We start from the raw sequence: 14,458 nt of genomic DNA on the forward strand, positions 1-14,458 counted from the left end.
GATTGAAACGCCGCATGAAGCTTGGTTCCCGCGCCAAACTGATTTTGCTCTTGTTCATACCGAGCACGCTGTTCGTCTTCTTCGTCGTGCAGATCGCCAAGGACTACACGCTCGGGTTCCTGCGGGAAACGCAGAACGAAGCGCTCGCCGGCATGTCCAGCCAAGTGACGCATCTGATCACGATCTATAACAACGAGATCACCTATAACATGCTGGAAATGGAGCAGACGATCAAGCAGGAGGGCGGCGCCGGCGAAAGCCTGGGCAGCGCCATGCACACGGCTGCGCAAATCCGCTCCGACTTCGTCCGGGGCATCGTCTACATCCGCAAGGACGGGGCCATCACGGGCTATCCGCAGAACTTCTGGGGCAACTTCTCGGAGAAGGAAGAACAGCTCGTGCGGAAGCAGGCGCAGGCGAGCAGCGGCGTGTTCGAATGGTCGAACACGATCCGCTCCGATATCGGCCGCTCGGGCGCCTACGGCCCGACAAGCCTGGTGACGAAGACGGTATTCGACGAAGCGGGGAGCCCGTCCGGCTATCTCGCGTTTCTCGTCGACTTGTCGGCGTTCCTGGAGCGGAGCGCCGCCTTCGCCGGCAGCTACGACACGCAGACGCTGCTCTACGACAGCGACGATAAGCTGATCGATTACATCTGGGCCAGCCCGTCCGGCGGCGCGAAGGAATTCATCGCGGAGAAGAACGCGGAGACGCTGGGCCAGGCGCTGAAGTACTTCAAGCAGGCCGGCATCTACCATTCCGTCTCGTACATGAAGACCAACCTGCGATGGAAGGTCATCGTCGTCGGCGACGTCAACAAGCTGGAGAGCCGGTTCAAGCCGCTCGGCCAGATTGCCTGGTCGCTGCTGCTGTTCGGATTGATCGGGTTTCTGGGCATATACGTCACCGTCTCTTGGTGGTTCACGAGGCCGATTCTCGCGCTGACCAAGGGCATCCGCAAGGTCGCGAGAGGCGACCTTGCGGCGAAGGTGCGCGTGAAGCAGCGGGATGAGCTCGGCGAACTGGCGAACCAATTCAACCAAATGACCCTTAAAATCTCCGATCTCGTCGCGGGCCTCCAGCGCACGGAGGAGGCGAAGCGCCAATCCGACATGCAGGTGCTGCTGTCGCAGATCAACCCCCATTTTCTGTACAATACGCTGAACACGATCGACATCATGGTCGACGTCGGCACCAAGCGGGAGCTGCACGACATGATGGGGGTGCTGTGCCGCCTGCTCAAGTACAGCCTGGACGACAACCAACAGCCGCCGCTCGCGGAAGAGCTCCGTTACGCGGCCGATTATTTGCATATTCAATCCGTGCGCTACGGCAGCCGGTTCCGGTTCCGGATTGAAGACCCGCCGCCGGAGATTGCGCGGATTCCGGTCATGAAGCTGGTGCTGCAGCCGATCGTGGAGAACGCGGTATTCCACGGGCTGCATGCGCTCGAAGGCCGCGCCGGCGAACTGGACGTTGCGGTTCGGTCGGAGGAACGAGGCATGGTGATCTACGTGCGCGACAACGGCGTCGGCATTCCGGAGGAGCGGCTGGCCGTGCTGCGCCAAGCGCTGCGGGAAGACGCGGCGCCGGGCGGCGGGCGCGGCATCGGCGTCTTGAACGTGCATCGGCGCATCCGTCTGCACTTCGGGGAGCGGTACGGGTTATCCGTCCGCAGCGAACCCGGCGAAGGCACGACGATCGCCATCGTATTGCCCCGTCTGGAAGCCGCAGGAAGGAGGTTAGCCAATGAATGAACGATTCTTTCGCCTGCTTGTCGTCGACGACGAACCTCTTGCCAGGATGCGCATTCGTTCGTTCGGCTTGGAGGCGCGCGGATACGAGATCGCCGGGGAAGCGGAGAACGGCGAGCAGGCTTGGCGCATGATCGGGGAACGGCAGCCGGATATCGTCATCGCCGATATCGGCATGCCGGTGCTGGACGGACTCGGCTTGTTGGAGCGGATCCGCGGCATGGCGGCGCCTCCCGCGGTCATCCTGCTGACCTGCTTCGAAGATTTCGATAAGGCGCAGCATGCCATGCGGTTCGGCGCGGCCGATTACCTGACGAAGCTGCTGCTTAGCGAGACGGAGTTCATCGCCTGCCTGGATCGGGCGGTCGCGGACATTCGCAAGACCCGCCTGCAGAAGCGTTGGACGATGCGGCAGCTGCTGCAGGACCGCTTGCTGTCGGGGACGGCGACGGCATCCGGGGAGGAATTGCGGCGCGAGACGGCGGCCTTCCGGCAATTCAGGCTCGGCGCCTTGCGCTTTCCCGGCGATGCCAAGCTCGATGCCGCGCATTTGATCGGCGCTTACGAGACGGAAGCCGCGCCTTACGCGTCCTTCGTCATTCGGCTGACGGAGTCGGACTGGGCGGTGCTGTTCGCCTCGGCCGAGCTGAACGGCTGCGCGGATTTCAATGCTTGGACCGCGGGAGCCCTGCGCGGCGGATATGAGGCATGCGCCAAGCTCGGCTTGGAGCCGCTTCAAGCGCTGTCGGGCGCGAGATTCAAGCCGGACCAGCTGCCCGCCGCGTTGGAGGATTGCCGGAGGCTGCTGGAACGCGCGTTTTACGAACCGAAAGGGATCGTCTTGTCCGGCGACGGTCAGGTTGCGGCTGCTCCGGGTTCGGCGGAAAACGCCGGGTTGAGGGTCCTTCATGCAAGCATCAAGCTGGCGGCGGAAGAGCTAGACGAAAGCGCCGTCGAGGAGCTGCTGCGCGCGTGGCGGGACGAGATCGTGCTTCGGACGAAGCCGGGCGCCGAGCAGCTGAAGCATGCCGTCTTCGAGCTTGGCGACTGCTTCCGGGAAGACCTGCTGCCGGAGACGGACGAGGGCGCGGCATCGGTGCGCGAATGGATATTGGACGAGATCGAGCGCTGCGGCCATGCCGGCGGATTAACGGCGATGATCGAACGGTTGATCGACCGCTTGAAGCGCGGAACGCGGCCGCTCGCATGCCGCAGGCAGGAAATCCGCGACGCGATCGGTTATATCCGCGCGCATTATCGGGAAGATATCGATGCGGCGACCGTCGCCCGCCGCGTCAATCTGAGCCCGAGCTGGTTCGGGACGCTGTTTCGCAACGAAACCGGACGCAGCTTCCTTGATTATCTGCAGGATTACAGACTCGAGCAGGCAAAGTCGATGATGGCGCGGTCCGATCTCAAGATATACGAGATATCCTCGATGGTCGGCATCGCGAATCCCCGGTATTTCTCGCGCTTGTTCAGCGATAAATACCGGATCAGCCCGCAGGATTACCGGAGCCAAGCAAAGGGCAAGCTGTACGGATGAACGCGACGGCGTTTCGGCAGGCCCTCATGGGTCTTGGCCGATACGCCGTTTTTCATGCCAGCGGAAGGGAAGCGGGCGAATACGGCGAATCTTGCAGGTGAAGAATAGTTTCACGCGAAGAATAGATTCATGGCAGCGATTCGGAGGGATGCGGCAATGAAGCATAAAGCTAAGGCGGTCATACTGGGCTCCAACTATTTTATCGGACTGAGCGTCATCCGCTGCCTCGGCGCGAACGGCGTCTATACGGTGGCGATGGATTACGCCAAGGAAAATACATACGCATCGAAGTCGAAATATTTAAAGGAACAGCGCATCATGCCGCATTACCGGGACGAGGAGGAAGCGGCGCTGCGCGAGCTGATCGACTACGCCAAGCGGCAGGAGGCGAAGCCGGTCTTGTTTCCGTGCGGCGATCCGTACGTCGAGTTCGTCGATCGGCATTTGGATGTGCTGCGCGGCTATTATCTCCTCAACATGACGGAGCAGGGCTTCTGGAGCAGCGTCATGGATAAAGCTTTCCTGCATCAGCTCGCGGTCCGTCACGGGGTGCGGGTGCCGGAGACGGCGCATCCGTCGGAGCCGGATTTCGAAGCGAAGGTCGCGAATCGAATCGGATTCCCTTGCATCGTGAAGCCTGCGGACTCCGCGTCGTTCGTGTCGATGTTCCGGGTCAAGATGTTTAAATGCTTCGATCTCGGCGAGCTCCGCGCGAGCATCGCGAAGGCCGAGGAGGCGGGCATGGACGTGGTGGCGCAGCGGATCGTTCCGGGCTTCGACGATCATATGTACACGTACGACGCCTACGTGAACCAATCGGGCAAGGTCACGCATTGGATGACCTGCCGGAAGCTGCGCCAGTATCCCATCAACTTCGGGGCTTCGACGTTTACCCGCCAGCAATACGAACCGGAGTTGAACGCCATCGGCGCGCCTTTCTTGGAAGCGATCGGCTATCGGGGCTTCGCCGAGATCGAATTCAAGCGGGACGCGGAGAACGGGCGGTTCTACTTGATCGAGGTGAACGCCAGGACGACGACGCTGAACGTGCTGCTGCAGAAATGCGGCATCAATTTCCCCATGCTGGCGTACGCGGAGCTGACGGGCGGCGAGATCGGGACGAAAGCGGTGACGCGGGACACCGGCATCGTATTCAACTATCTGTACGAGGATATCCTGTCGGCCAGGGCTTATATCCGTGCGAAGCAGCTGAGCCGCGGACAGGTGCTGCGCTCGTACTTCGTCCGTCAGGCGCCGGCGATATGGAGCGTGCGCGATCCGGCGCCGGGCTTGCATTTTCTGCTGATGCTGCTAAGGAAAGCGAAACGCAAGCTGACCGGCTAGGTGAATGCCAAAGCGGACGACGCGTATGAAGCAGAACAGGGGAAGAAGGCGTTCATTCACATAAATAGATTATGTAAACAATGGAAAATTTTGATGGTATCATTATGGATACTTGAACACTTTGATGTGCCTTCTTCCCAAGGATGCAAAAACAGATCATAATGAGAAAGTCTTAAATTTAAACCAAACCGAAGGGAAGTTATAAAGAAAATGGCAACTGTACTGTACATCACTGCCCACCCGCATGATCACCAAGCTTCGTTCAGCATGGCTGTAGGTAAAGAATTCATCGACGCATACCGCGAATCGCACCCGGCTGACGAAGTCGTTCACCTAGATCTGTTCAAAGAAGACATCCCGCAAATCGATGCCGACGTATTCGCAGGCTGGGGCAAACTGCAATCCGGTTCCGGATTCGACCAACTGTCCGACGCCGAGAAAGCGAAAGTCGCTCGCCTGGGCCAACTCGTCGATCAATTCGTCGCTGCCGACAAATACGTATTCGTATCGCCAATGTGGAACTTCTCGTTCCCGCCGGTTCTGAAAGCATACGTCGATTCGATCGCCGTAGCCGGCAAAACGTTCAAATACACGTCCGAAGGTCCAGTCGGCTTGCTGACGGAGAAAAAAGGCCTGCACATTCAAGCCAGCGGCGGCGTTTACTCCGAAGGTCCTGCAGCAGCATTCGAAAGCGGCCACAGCTACCTGAAAAAAATCGCCATGTTCTTCGGCATTCCTTCCTTCGAACCGCTGTTCGTAGAAGGCGTAGCCGCTAACGCTGCCGCAGCGCCGCAAATCAAAGCCGACGCTATCGTGAAAGCGAAAGAAATCGCAAAAACGTTCTAATCCATTCCATTATTCGCATCGCGGGCTTCAGCCGCATGCATAGATCGGGCAAGAGGGGCAAGGCCCCCTCTTGCCCGATTTTTTTGTCTTTCAAAACTGTAAGGTAGCTGAAAGCCGAATCAATAGGAGAAACGGAGGAGCCGGATTACACTCGGAATAGGCCGTTCTCGCAGAAGGCCGAAACAAAGGAGTGGTTACCATGGATAAAATAACGCTGGGCGTACTGTTCGGCGGCGCTTCGACGGAGCATGAAGTATCGCTTTCGTCCGCATCGGCCGTCCTTGCGCATTTGGATACCGATAAGTACGACGTCGTCATGATTGGCATCACGAGAGAGGGGCACTGGTTCCGTTACGGCGGAGGCGTCGAGGACATCAAGGCGGACCGCTGGCTGGCGCATCCCAGCTGCGTGCCGGTATTCCTGTCGCCGAACCGGGCGGCGAAAGGCTTGTTCGAGCTGGCCGGCACGGAGTACCGGTTCACGCCGCTCGACGTCGTTTTTCCCGTTCTTCACGGCAAGAACGGCGAAGACGGCACGCTCCAAGGGCTCCTCGAACTGGCGGACATGCCGTTCGTGGGCTGCGGCTCGTTGTCCTCGGCCGTCTGCATGGACAAGACGGTCGCGAAAACCCTCGTGGAGGCGGCAGGCATCCTGGTTCCGCCTTCCCTGACGCTGATGCGGGAAGAGTGGGAAGCCGGGAAGAGAAGCGGCTTGGACGCGTTGGCCTACCCGCTCTACGTCAAGCCCGCGAGGTCCGGTTCCTCCATCGGCATCACGAAGGCGCATGATGAGGCGGAGCTGGAATCGGGCATCGCGACGGCGCTGCTGCACGACGACAAAATCATCATCGAAACGCATATCGACGGCTTCGAAATCGGCTGTGCGGTGCTGGGCGGCTCCAAGCCCGTGACCGGCGCGCTCGACGAAATCGAGCTGGCCGGCGGCTTCTTCGACTTGGACGAGAAATATTCGCTGCGTACCTCCGCCATCCATCTTCCGGCCCGGATCGACGAGGTCCAAGCCTTGGAAGCGCGGGAAACGGCGCTGCGCATCTACCGCGTGCTCGGCTGCGCGGGCTTCGCGCGGGTCGACTTGTTCCTGTCGCGGGACGGCGGTCTCTTCTTCAACGAGGTGAACACGATCCCGGGCTTTACGGCGGCGAGCCGTTATCCCAACATGATGCGGGAGGCGGGCATCGCTTTCCCCGAACTGCTGGACCGGCTGATCGCGGAAGCGCTCCTGCCATGATTACCTTACGACGTTGTAAGGGAGTTGAAAGCCGGATCAATAGGAGAAACGGGCTGAAGCGGCTACACTCGGCTTAAGGTTAAACAAGCTGGAGCGAGGAGTGTCGCATATGAAATCGATAACGAGAAACCCTATAGATGCGCCGGCATGGACGCTGCGGCGCGGATTGCCGCAAGCGGGCAAGTATGCGGCTTCGTGCTTAAGCAAGGACGAGCTGCACGACGGCTCGCTGATCCTGGTCAACAAAGCGCATCCCGTCACGACGTATACGCTGCGGCTCGAGGCCGTGCCGAACGGCATTTTGCAGGCGGCCGGTCGAGAGGAGCCCCGGATTAGGTTGGATGCGGAATGTCTCGCGCAGCTGTCCGCTTTGTTGGATGCCTGCGAGGGCAGGGACACGATCGCCGTCGTGAGCGGGTACCGCTCGAAGGAAACGCAGCAGAACATCTACATGGACACGCTGCGGGAACGCGGACGGGCATATACGGAAAGCTACGTGGCGCTCCCGGGCGCAAGCGAGCATCAGACCGGCCTTGCCGTCGATGTCGGCCTGGCCGGCCGCGGCCTGGACTATATCGCGCCTTCCTTCCCCGAGGACGAAGGGGCAAGCGCGGCATTCCGTCGCCTGGCGCCGCAGTACGGCTTCGTTCAGCGCTATCAGGAGAGCAAGACGGAGATTACGGGGATTGCCTGCGAGCCCTGGCATTATCGCTACGTAGGCCGCCCGCATGCGGCGATCATGACGCGCGAGAACCTGTGCCTCGAAGAATACACGGCTTACCTGAAGCAGTATGCTTTCGGGAAAGAGCATCTGCTGTTCGGGAACGGCGTTCGTACGTACGAGATCTACTACGTCGCCGCGCTTCCCGGCGGGACGGCCGTCCCGGTACCGGGCGCCGGCGAATCCGCGGGATGGGAGCTGTCCGGCAACAACGCGGACGGTTTCGTCGTCGCGGCCGCCTACGAGAAGGGGACGATTCGTCATGTCCGCTAACCGAAGCTACGGCAGCCTGGATCTGATCAAGCTATTCGCGGCCATGCTCGTGATCGCGAATCATACGGGGCCGCTCTCTTCTTTGAGTCCCGCAGCCGATTTCGCGCTTACGGATATTATTTCCCGCCTTACCGTTCCGTATTTCTTCATGACCTCCGGTTTCTTTTTCTTCCGTCCCAAGCGGGACGGAGGGGCGGGCAAACCGCCCGTCAAGCGATTCCTGAGCCGCATCGGGACGCTTTACGGGGTCGGCATCCTGCTGTACCTGCCGGTAAATCTTTATAACGGCCACTTCGGCAGCGAGTCGACGGCCGCTTCGATCGCGAAGGATATGTTCTTCGGCGGTACGTTCTATCACTTGTGGTATCTTCCGGCGCTCATCATCGGCACCTTGATCGTGTACGGGCTCCGTGCTAGGCTGCCGAATCGGCTCGTGCTGGCCGCAGCCGGCGCGCTGTATGCCGTCGGGCTGTTCGGGGACAGCTATTACGGGGTAACCATGCATAGCGCCCCGATCGCCGGTCTCTACGGCCAGCTGTTCGATGCGTTCGGACAGACGCGCAACGGGCTCTTCTTCGCGCCGCTCTACATCGCGCTCGGCGCGGCGTTCGGTTCGGCGGCGGCGGGCGATTCGCGCATTGCGGCATCGCTCGGCGGCATGAAGCGCTACGCTGCCTTGTTCGCCGTCTCGCTCTGCGCGCTGCTCGCGGAAGGCATCTTGCTGCACCGATATGCGTTGCCGCTGCACGACGCCATGTACCTCGCGGCCGTTCCGGCGGAGCTCGCGCTGTTCGCGCTGCTCCTGGCCGTCGGCGGAAAGTCGCGTCCCCGAGTTCGATACGCCAGCACGGCGGTGTATCTGATCCATCCCTTGGTGATCATCTTGGTCCGCGGGTTCGCGAAACTCACCGGACTCCAATCGATCTTGGTCGGCAACAGCATCGTATTCTACGCGGCCGTTACCGTCTTGTCGTTGCTGTTCGCCTCCGCGATTGCTATACTCGCGTTACGCAAATCATCGCCGAAGGCCGGCGGGCAGCGGGCATGGGTGGATATCAACCTGGCGCATTTGGATCACAATGCCGCGGCTTTGCAAAGCGCGCTGCCTGCGGGGACAAGCCTGATGGCGGTCGTCAAGGCGAACGCGTACGGCCACGGCAGCGTGCAGATCGCCAAGCGCTTGTACGGTTCGGGCATTCGCCATTTCGCGGTCGCGGAGATCGGGGAAGGCATCGAGCTGCGGAAGCGCGGCGTGAAGGGAGACATTCTCGTTCTCGGCTACACGCCGACGGACCGGCTGGCCGAGCTCGTCCGATGGAAGCTGACGCAAACGGTCATCCATGCCGACGATGCCCGGCGCCTGCAAGCGCACGGCGGCAAATTCAAGGTGCACGTCAAGATCGATACCGGCATGAACCGGCTGGGCGAGCAAAGCGATCACGACGACGAGATTTTGTCGATGTACAGGCACAGCCGGCTGCAGGTGACGGGAACGTTCAGCCATTTGGCGGAATCGGACAGCCTGGATCCGCACGATATCGCGTTCAGCCGGAAACAGATCGACCGTTTTCAGCATGTCGTGTCGCTCGTATGGGGGGCCGGACTTCACCCGGGCATGCTTCATCTGCAGAGCAGCTACGGCATTCTGAACTTCCCGGAGCTTGCGATGGACCTGGCTCGTCCCGGCATCGCGCTGTACGGGCTGCTGTCCTCGGAAAGCGACGCGACGCGGACGAAGATCGAGCTGCGGCCGGTGCTGTCGCTTCGGGCGAGCGTATCGCGCGTGCATGTCGTGGAGGCCGGAGAGTCCGTGGGCTATGGCCGCAGCTTCACGGCTTCCGCGGATACGCGGATCGCGACCGTCGCCATCGGCTATGCCGACGGGATTCCGAGGGAGCTGTCGGAGCGCGGCGGGAGCGTGTTGATCCACGGGAAGCGGGCGCCGATCGTGGGCCGCATCTGCATGGATCAGCTGACGGTGGACGTCAGCGGCATCGACCGCGTGCGGCAGGGAGACACGGTGACCATCATCGGAGAAGACGGCGGCGAGCGGATCACCGCCGGGGAGATGGCCAAGCGCACCGGCACGATCACGAACGAGATCGTCTGCGCGCTCGGAACGCGGGCTTCCAAGCAGTACCAGGCCGAGCAGCGAAAGCAGCCGGGAAAGAAACTCGTCCCCGGGATTCATGCCTCACGGTAAAGGAGTGAACGGATGTACGACATCATGATCGTGGAAGACGACGGCAAGATCGCCGCGATGCTGCAGTCCCATATTCAAAAATACGGCTACAACGGCGTGATCGTCGAGGATTTCGAGCGCGTGCTGGACCGGTTCAAGGAGATCGAGCCCCATATGGTGCTGCTCGACATCAATTTGCCCAGTTACGACGGTTATTATTGGTGCCGCCAAATCCGGTCCTTCTCCACATGCCCGATCATCGTCATCTCGGCCCGCAGCGGCAAAATGGACCAGCTGATGGCCCTCGAGAACGGCGCGGACGATTACATGACCAAGCCGTTTCATTACGAGATCGTCATGGCCAAGATCCGCAACCAGCTGCGCCGCGCGTACGGCGATTTCGCGGCCAAGTCGGAGGAACGCGTGGTCAGCCAATCGGGGCTGCTGCTTTATCCGGAACGCATGGAGCTTCACCTGCACGACAAATCGGTTGCGCTCAGCAGGAAGGAGACCGTGCTGATGGAGACGCTGATCGAGCGTTGCCCCCGCGTCGTCAGCCGGGAGACGATTCTGGACAAGCTGTGGGACGATGCTTTCGTCGACGACAACACGCTCAGCGTCAACATCACGCGCATCCGCAAACGGCTGGCCGAGCTCGGGATCGAGCACGCCCTCGAGACCGTGCGGGGCTCCGGATACCGTCTGAACCTGGTATGGAAGGATGAGTCCGCACGATGAAGCTGTTCATGCGCGAGCATTTGCCGCTCGCATTCTGGTCGGTCCTGCAGTGGGCGATCGTGCTGCTCGTATACCGGCTGGACGGATTCGACCGCGCGTCGACCGCAAGCTATGCCGTCTTCTTGAGCGCGGTGCTGTTCAGCTGTTATCTGCTCATCCGCTACGTGACGCATCGGGGCTTCTATGCCCGGTTGACGAACCGGCTGGCTTCGCTCGGCCACTCCGTGGAACGCAGGGAGACCGCGCCGCTTCCGGCCGCGCTCGGGAGTCTGCTGGAAGTCCAGTACAGCCATTACCGCAACGAAATTCAGGCTTGGGAGCGCAGGCAGAACGACCATCTCACGTTCATTAACCAATGGGCGCATCAGATGAAGACGCCGCTGTCGGTCATCGAGATGATCACGCAGGACGAGGAGGACGAGCGCTTCAAGAGCATCTCGGAGGAGCTCGACCGGATGCGGCACAGCATCGAGATGGTCCTGTACACGGCCAGGCTCGAGACGTTCGAGCAGGATTTCAGCGTGGAGCCCGTCTCGCTGCGGCAGACGGTGAACGAAGCCGTGCACGAATACAAACGCTTGTTCATCCGCAGCCATGTCTACCCCGACGTGAAAGTGGACGAACGGCACGTCGTGCAAACCGATGCCAAATGGCTTCGGTTTATTGTCATGCAGCTGCTCTCCAACGCGATCAAATATTCGGCCGGCAGCGGGGAAACGGTATCCATCTCCGCCTTCGATCGTCCGGGCGCCGTCGTGCTCGAGATCCGCGACCGGGGCGTCGGCATTCCGAAATCTGACCTGAAGCGCGTATTCCAAGCGTTCTACACGGGCGAGAACGGCAGGTCGTTCAAGGAATCCACCGGCATGGGGCTGTACCTCGCGAGCGAGGTGGGCGCCAAGCTGGACCTGCGGCTGGAGCTGGAATCCGAGGTCGGCTCCGGCACGTCGGTACGCATCGTGTTCGGACGGCAGCTTACAACGTTGTAAGCAGGCTGAAAGGGCAATCAATAGGTTTGCCGGGGCTGCAGGGGTTACACTGATGACATCAAGCATTCAAGGGGGATAAGAGATGGATTTGTTGAGCGTCCGCAGCTTAGGCAAGATCTATACTGGCGCCGTTTCTTACGAAGCGCTCGTGAATATCGACCTTACCGTCGGCGAAGGCGAGTTCGTCGGGATCATGGGGCCGTCCGGGAGCGGGAAAACGACGCTGCTCAACATGGTGTCCACGATCGACCGGCCGACCTCCGGCGAAGTGAGAATCGCGGGCGAAGACCCGTACAAGCTGACGTACGACCAGCTGGCGCTGTTCAGACGGCGGGAACTGGGCTTCGTATTTCAGGCGTACAACTTGCTTCAGACGCTGAGCGTCAAGGAGAACATCGTGCTGCCGCTCGTGCTCGACGGCATATCGGTCGGCGAGATGAACCGGCGCGCGGAGGAGATCGCGGAGAAGCTCGGCATCGCGCCGATCATGAACAAGCGCACGTACGAGATATCCGGCGGGCAGGCGCAGCGTACGGCGATCGCCCGGGCGCTCATCCATCGCCCCAAGCTGGTGCTGGCGGATGAACCGACCGGCAACCTGGATTCGCGCGCCGCGCGCGACGTGATGGAGATCCTGGAGAAGCGCAACAACGAAGACCGCACGACCATGCTGCTCGTGACGCATGATCCGGCGGCGGCCAGCTACTGCGACCGCGTGATCTTCATCAAGGACGGCCGCTTGTACAACGAGATTCACTGCGGGGACAGCCGCGCCGCGTTCTATCAGCGAATCATCGATCTGCTGTCGATGATGGGAGGGATGGACCATGAATTTTCGCCAGTTCGCCGTTCATAACGTCCTGCGCAACAAGCGGATCTACATGGCGCATTTCCTCAGCAGCGCGTTCTCGGTCATGATTTTCTTCACGTATGCGCTGCTCCTCTTCCATCCCGATCTGCAAGGGCAGCTGGTATCCTCGAGCGGAACGCTCAGCAGGCTGGGCACGATCGGCATGCAGGTGTCGGAGGTCATCATCTTCTTCTTCTCGTTCTTCTTCCTGCTGTATTCGGTCGGCGCGTTCCTGAAGCTGCGCAAGCGGGAATTCGGCATCCTGATCCTGCTCGGCATGTCGCGGAACCAGCTGAACCGGATGCTCTTCGTCGAGAACGCATGGATCGGGTTCGCCGCGCTCGCGTTCGGCATCGGCATCGGCCTGATCTTCTCGAAGTTGATCCTGCTGGCCAGCGCGCAGCTGCTCTCGATCCAGGACGGCCTCCGCTTCTACGTGCCGCTGAAGGCCGTGCTGCTGACGGCGATCGCGTTCGGCGTGCTCTTCCTGCTGATCGCGTCGCTCACCTCCGTCATGGCGGGCAAGGAAAGAGTCGCCGAGCTTATACGCTCGGAAGACAAACCGAAGCCGGAACCGGCTGCATCGGCATGGTTGTCCGTGCTCGCGCTGCTGCTGCTCGCCGCCGGTTACGTCATCGTGTTCGATTTCGCGATCAACCGGCGGCATACCTCGTTCCAGCAGCTGCTCGGCGGCGTCGTCCTGGCGATCGCTGGGACGTATTTCCTTTTTACGCAAACCAGCGTTTACCTGCTTCGTTCGCTTAGGGGGAGCAAGCTGTTCCTCCGCAGAACGAACTTGCTGACGATCTCGGAGCTGACCTATCGGATGAAGGACAACGCGGCGACGTTCTTCATCGTCGCGGTCGTATCCGCGGTCGCGTTTACCGGCATCGGCACGACGCTCGCGCTGGGGGATCCCGGGCTTGCGTCCATGGTCAATCCTTACGCCTACAGCTATTCCACCGGCCCGGACGATTCGTTCGGCGCGCAGCAGGTCAAGACAATCGGCGACAAGCTGACCGAAGCTGGCTATTCGTACAAGGCGCATGCGATGCTTCCGTTGAGCACCGAAGGCGGTTATACGGTGGTGCGATTGAGCGAATACAATCAATTGGCGGCCGACCTCGGCTATCGCGCGGAGACGCTGAGCAGCGACGACGAGATGTTTCTTACGCCTTCCTACGTCTGGCAGAAGGAGGATATGGACCAGACCGGATATCCTCCGGGACCCGTGGAGTTGACCGTCGGCAATCAGAAGGCGAGTCCGCACTTTGTCAAATACGCGCCCCGTATCGTGCTGCCGGACATCGGCTACGCGGGAACGGCGGTCATCACGGATCGCTTGTTCGATAAATTGAAGCAGGGTTATGCCGATCCGTTTTATAAGACCTATCTGTTCACCGTGCCCGATTGGCATAAGGCCGTCGGAGTATCGAGGGAGCTGATGGACAGCATCAACAACGGCGGGCAGGACGGCGATTACCTGCGCGCCCTGTCGCTCGAATGGCTCTCGTCCAAGCAAGAGAACGGCATGCTGTTTATCGTCAGCGGCCTGGTCGGCATCGTCTTCTTCACGTTCGCCGCCAGCACCATCTATTTCCGGCTCTACGCGGATATGGACCGCGACGAGAAGCAATACGGCATGATCGCCAAAGTCGGGCTGAGCGGCAAGGAGCTGAGCCGGATCATGACGCGGCAGCTGTTCCTGATGTTCTTCGTCCCGTTAGCGATGGCGTTCGTTCACAGCACGGTGGCCTTCCTTGCGCTGCATCGGCTGGTCGGCTATTCGATACTGGCCAACTCGCTTAAAATCTTCGGCGCGTTCGCGGCCATTCAATTGGCGTATTTCCTGCTTGCCCGTTGGAGGACGGTCGAGCATTTGAAGCGGAAGATCAGCTGAGCGCGGCGGCGGACGTTAGCGGCCATGCATCTGTTTCCCCCGGATTTCGAGGGATTTTTTTATGGG

The 14,458-nt window shown here is 60.6% G+C and carries 11 protein-coding genes; all 11 read left to right on the plus strand.

Going from position 1 to position 14,458, the window contains the following annotated elements:
* Positions 1–2 precede the first annotated feature (2 nt).
* The 11 genes from AC50YL_RS17640 (at position 3) to AC50YL_RS17690 (ending at position 14,392) form a co-directional block, all read left to right on the plus strand.
* Positions 3–1,757, plus strand: coding sequence for a cache domain-containing sensor histidine kinase (locus AC50YL_RS17640; protein WP_494833531.1), 1,755 nt, complete (start codon positions 3–5; stop codon positions 1,755–1,757).
* Positions 1,750–3,300: a response regulator gene (locus tag AC50YL_RS17645; RefSeq protein WP_494833532.1), complete on the plus strand. Its 1,551-nt coding sequence runs from the start codon at positions 1,750–1,752 to the stop codon at positions 3,298–3,300. Before AC50YL_RS17640 ends, AC50YL_RS17645 begins: the two co-directional genes overlap by 8 nt.
* A gap of 156 nt (positions 3,301–3,456) precedes the next feature.
* Complete coding sequence (locus tag AC50YL_RS17650) at positions 3,457–4,644, plus strand: carboxylate--amine ligase (RefSeq protein ID WP_494833533.1); 1,188 nt, start codon at positions 3,457–3,459, stop codon at positions 4,642–4,644.
* Positions 4,645–4,854: 210 nt separating this feature from the next.
* Positions 4,855–5,490 (plus strand): FMN-dependent NADH-azoreductase, encoded by a 636-nt coding sequence (locus tag AC50YL_RS17655; RefSeq protein WP_494833534.1) that lies wholly within the window; start codon positions 4,855–4,857, stop codon positions 5,488–5,490.
* 199 nt (positions 5,491–5,689) lie between these two features.
* Positions 5,690–6,739, plus strand: coding sequence for a D-alanine--D-serine ligase VanG (vanG, locus tag AC50YL_RS17660; RefSeq protein ID WP_494833536.1), 1,050 nt, complete (start codon positions 5,690–5,692; stop codon positions 6,737–6,739).
* Positions 6,740–6,848: 109 nt separating this feature from the next.
* The gene (locus AC50YL_RS17665) at positions 6,849–7,733 is read left to right on the plus strand and encodes a D-alanyl-D-alanine carboxypeptidase family protein (protein WP_494833538.1); all 885 of its coding nucleotides are present in this window, start codon (positions 6,849–6,851) and stop codon (positions 7,731–7,733) included.
* Positions 7,723–9,936 carry a serine racemase VanT catalytic subunit gene (vanT, locus tag AC50YL_RS17670; protein ID WP_494833539.1) on the plus strand — a complete coding sequence of 738 codons (2,214 nt, stop codon included), beginning with the start codon at positions 7,723–7,725 and terminating at the stop codon, positions 9,934–9,936. The genes AC50YL_RS17665 and vanT overlap by 11 nt, the downstream gene beginning before the upstream one ends.
* Positions 9,937–9,948: 12 nt before the next feature.
* On the plus strand, positions 9,949–10,653 hold the full coding sequence (locus AC50YL_RS17675) for a response regulator transcription factor (protein WP_494833540.1): 705 nt from the start codon (positions 9,949–9,951) through the stop codon (positions 10,651–10,653).
* Positions 10,650–11,642 carry a sensor histidine kinase gene (locus AC50YL_RS17680; RefSeq protein WP_494833542.1) on the plus strand — a complete coding sequence of 331 codons (993 nt, stop codon included), beginning with the start codon at positions 10,650–10,652 and terminating at the stop codon, positions 11,640–11,642. The genes AC50YL_RS17675 and AC50YL_RS17680 overlap by 4 nt, the downstream gene beginning before the upstream one ends.
* Before the next feature lie 82 nt (positions 11,643–11,724).
* Positions 11,725–12,498: an ABC transporter ATP-binding protein gene (locus tag AC50YL_RS17685; protein ID WP_494833543.1), complete on the plus strand. Its 774-nt coding sequence runs from the start codon at positions 11,725–11,727 to the stop codon at positions 12,496–12,498.
* Positions 12,470–14,392, plus strand: coding sequence for an ABC transporter permease (locus AC50YL_RS17690; RefSeq protein WP_494833544.1), 1,923 nt, complete (start codon positions 12,470–12,472; stop codon positions 14,390–14,392). Before AC50YL_RS17685 ends, AC50YL_RS17690 begins: the two co-directional genes overlap by 29 nt.
* The last annotated feature ends 66 nt before the right edge of the window (positions 14,393–14,458 follow it).

Source organism: Paenibacillus sp. J22P277, from assembly GCF_059383675.1.

Coding starts and splice junctions, on each gene's coding strand:
- AC50YL_RS17655 (WP_494833534.1), top strand. CDS start 4,855: ATGGCAACTGTACTGTACATCACTGCCCACCCGCATGATCACCAAGCT.
- AC50YL_RS17650 (WP_494833533.1), top strand. CDS start 3,457: ATGAAGCATAAAGCTAAGGCGGTCATACTGGGCTCCAACTATTTTATC.
- AC50YL_RS17680 (WP_494833542.1), top strand. CDS start 10,650: ATGAAGCTGTTCATGCGCGAGCATTTGCCGCTCGCATTCTGGTCGGTC.
- vanT (WP_494833539.1), top strand. CDS start 7,723: ATGTCCGCTAACCGAAGCTACGGCAGCCTGGATCTGATCAAGCTATTC.
- vanG (WP_494833536.1), top strand. CDS start 5,690: ATGGATAAAATAACGCTGGGCGTACTGTTCGGCGGCGCTTCGACGGAG.
- AC50YL_RS17685 (WP_494833543.1), top strand. CDS start 11,725: ATGGATTTGTTGAGCGTCCGCAGCTTAGGCAAGATCTATACTGGCGCC.
- AC50YL_RS17690 (WP_494833544.1), top strand. CDS start 12,470: ATGAATTTTCGCCAGTTCGCCGTTCATAACGTCCTGCGCAACAAGCGG.
- AC50YL_RS17665 (WP_494833538.1), top strand. CDS start 6,849: ATGAAATCGATAACGAGAAACCCTATAGATGCGCCGGCATGGACGCTG.
- AC50YL_RS17645 (WP_494833532.1), top strand. CDS start 1,750: ATGAATGAACGATTCTTTCGCCTGCTTGTCGTCGACGACGAACCTCTT.
- AC50YL_RS17675 (WP_494833540.1), top strand. CDS start 9,949: ATGTACGACATCATGATCGTGGAAGACGACGGCAAGATCGCCGCGATG.